This window comes from Kinneretia sp. DJ1R-11, from assembly GCF_025717595.1.
Taxonomy (GTDB): domain Bacteria; phylum Pseudomonadota; class Gammaproteobacteria; order Burkholderiales; family Burkholderiaceae_C; genus Paucibacter_A.
Genome location: NZ_JAJIRR010000033.1, coordinates 1 through 2521 on the forward strand (window position 1 = coordinate 1; position 2521 = coordinate 2521).

Annotated in this window: 2 protein-coding genes; both read right to left on the reverse strand. The window is 64.5% G+C overall.

Translation table 11 applies throughout. The features are described 5' to 3' along the window. Window positions 1-2054: PAS domain-containing protein (locus LNV23_RS23725; protein ID WP_263565218.1), on the reverse strand; the 2054-nt coding region annotated here is incomplete at its 3' end. 56 nt (window positions 2055-2110) lie between these two features. Next, window positions 2111-2521: methyl-accepting chemotaxis protein (locus LNV23_RS23730; protein WP_263565219.1), on the reverse strand; the 411-nt coding region annotated here is incomplete at its 5' end.

The window sequence follows — 2521 nt, forward strand, 5'->3', positions numbered from 1 at the left end:
GCTTCGATCGCGGCATTGAGGGCCAGCAAATTGGTCTGGTAGGCGATGTCGTCGATGATGGAGATCTTGGTGGCAATTGCCTTCATGGCCTCGGCTGTCATGCTGACGGCCTGGCCGCCTTCCATGGCCTCGGCGGCTGCTTTGGTGGCCATGCCGTCGGTCAGATTGGCGCTGTCGGCGTTCTGCTTGACCGAGGCGGCCATCTCTTGCAGCGAGGCCGTGGTCTGCTCGACACTGGCGGCCTGTTGCGAGGCCGTGTGCGACAGCGACTGCGAGGTCTGCGACACCTGATCCGAGGCGCTGGACAGTTGCTCGGCCGCCGTGCGCACCTCGCGTATGGTCTGGCTGACCGTCTCGACCAGGGAGTTGAACTTCTCGCCCAGCATGCGGAAGAAGGGCTGCTTGCCCTCCAGCGGCACCCGCTGGGCAAAGTCGCCGTGGCTGGCTCCGTCCACCATGCCGCCGATCTCGGCCTCAACCGCCACTTCGACCGTGCGGTCCAGCCACTCGACCACCGTGCCCAGGCGCTGCCCCTGGGCGTCGGTGATGGGGTTGGCGGTCAGTGAGAAGTGCAGGCTGCCGACTTGTATCTCGGCCTTGTATTCGCTCTTGATGCCGGCCAGGAGCTGGCGCTGGTGGCCCGGGTGGCGATGGAACTGGTCGAAGTTGGCGCCGACGATGCGACGTGCCTCGAAGTTAGGCAGCACCTTGCGCAGCTCGGCCTCGTTGCGCTGCATCATCTGGGCCACCGAGCTGTTGTTGTAGATGATCTTTCCGTCGGGGTCGGCGATCATCACATTGGTTGAGCAGCAGTCCAGGGCTTGCTTGATGCGTGCATTCTCGGCAGCCAGCAGTTCTGCGGTTTCGTTGGCGGCCAGTTCGGCGGTCATGTCGCGCCACTCCACCACGGTGCCCAAGCGCTTGCCCTCAGAGAGCACGGGGTTGACGATCAAATCAAAGCGCCGCCCGCCGATATTCAGTCGGGTCTTGAAGACTCCACTCAAACGGTCGAGCATGGCGCGTTGATGCGCCGGGTTCTTGTGGAAACCATCGATATTGGTGCCGATCAAGGTGGCAGCACTGAAGCGCGGCAAATCCTTGCGAATGTCGGCCTCGGCGGCGCTCAACATGGCGTGCAGCGAGGCATTGCCATAGATGATGTTGTAGGCGGGGTCGGCCACCATCATGTTGGTAGCAGCCACGTCCAGGGCTTGCCGGATGCGCTCGGCATCGTCGGCGCGGCGGCGCGCATCTGCGAACTCGAAGCCCAGACGGGTCTGCACGCGTTTCATGGCCAGCATCATGCCGGCCAGTTCATCGCGGCCGTCCACTGCGACGATGCCGTCGAAGCGGCCCTGGCCGAACTGCTCGAATTGCTGGCCCGCAGCCTGCAGTGCGTGGCTCAGGCGCCCGCCCATGCGGGCCAAACCCAGCAGGGCCGGAATACAGAGCGCCAAGCCTGCTGCAGCCACTCCCATATTGTGCAGGGCTCCCGCGTGGCCCAGCAGCAGGGCGCCGAGCAACAGGGTTGCCGCCAGCAAGGCGAGCTTGACCTGCAGATGCAGGCCGGCCAGGCTCTGACCCAGGCGGTCGGCAAGGCCAGTGCGAACGCCTTGGCCATCGCGAATCCGCCAACCCTGGGCGCGGCCTTCCTTGAAGCGCTGATAGAGCGCTGTGGCGGCCTGCACCTGGTCGCGGGTGGGCCGGGTGCGCACGGACATATAGCCGACCACCGCTTCGCCTTCCTTGACCGGTGTGGCATTGGCCACCACCCAATAGAAATCACCGTTCTTGCAGCGGTTCTTGACCAAGCCGGTCCAGGGGCGGCCGTCCTTCAGCACGTCCCACATGTCCTGGAACGCCTCCTCCGGCATGTCGGGGTGGCGCACCAGGTTGTGGGGCTGGCCGATCAACTCGCTTTCGCTGTAGCCGCTGGCTTCCACGAAGTCGGCGTTGATGTAGCTGATTCGCCCTTTCAGGTCGGTGCGCGACACGATGGTCATGCCCTCGCGCAGCAAGTACTCCTGCTCGGTCACGGGAAGGTTGGTGCGCATGGTCAAGGCCTCTGCTTTTGTTTTTTTCTTGGGTCTCTCAGCACTGAGCTCCGCGTTCAGCGGCGCGCCGAGGGCCGTCCGGTCTGACGCAGCGCGGGCGCGCTGCTGTCGGCGAGCTTGAAGAAGTCCATCTGCTGCTGCAACTGGGCCGCTTGTGCGGACAGTTGTTCGGCGGTGGCAGAGAGTTCTTCCGATGCCGACGCCGTCTGCTGTGTCGAGGTCGACAGATGGTGCATGGCGCCGGTGATCTGGGCCACGCCTTGTGACTGCTCACCCGATGCGGCAGCGATCTCCTGCACCAGCTCCGAGGTCTTCTGGATCGAGGGCACCATATTGCTCAGGAGGACGCCGGCCTTTTCTGCCAGCTGAACGCTGGAGCTGGCCAGGCTGCCGATTTCTTGCGCGGCCACCTGGCTGCGCTCGGCCAGCTTGCGTACTTCGGCTGCCACCACGGCAAAGCCCTTGCC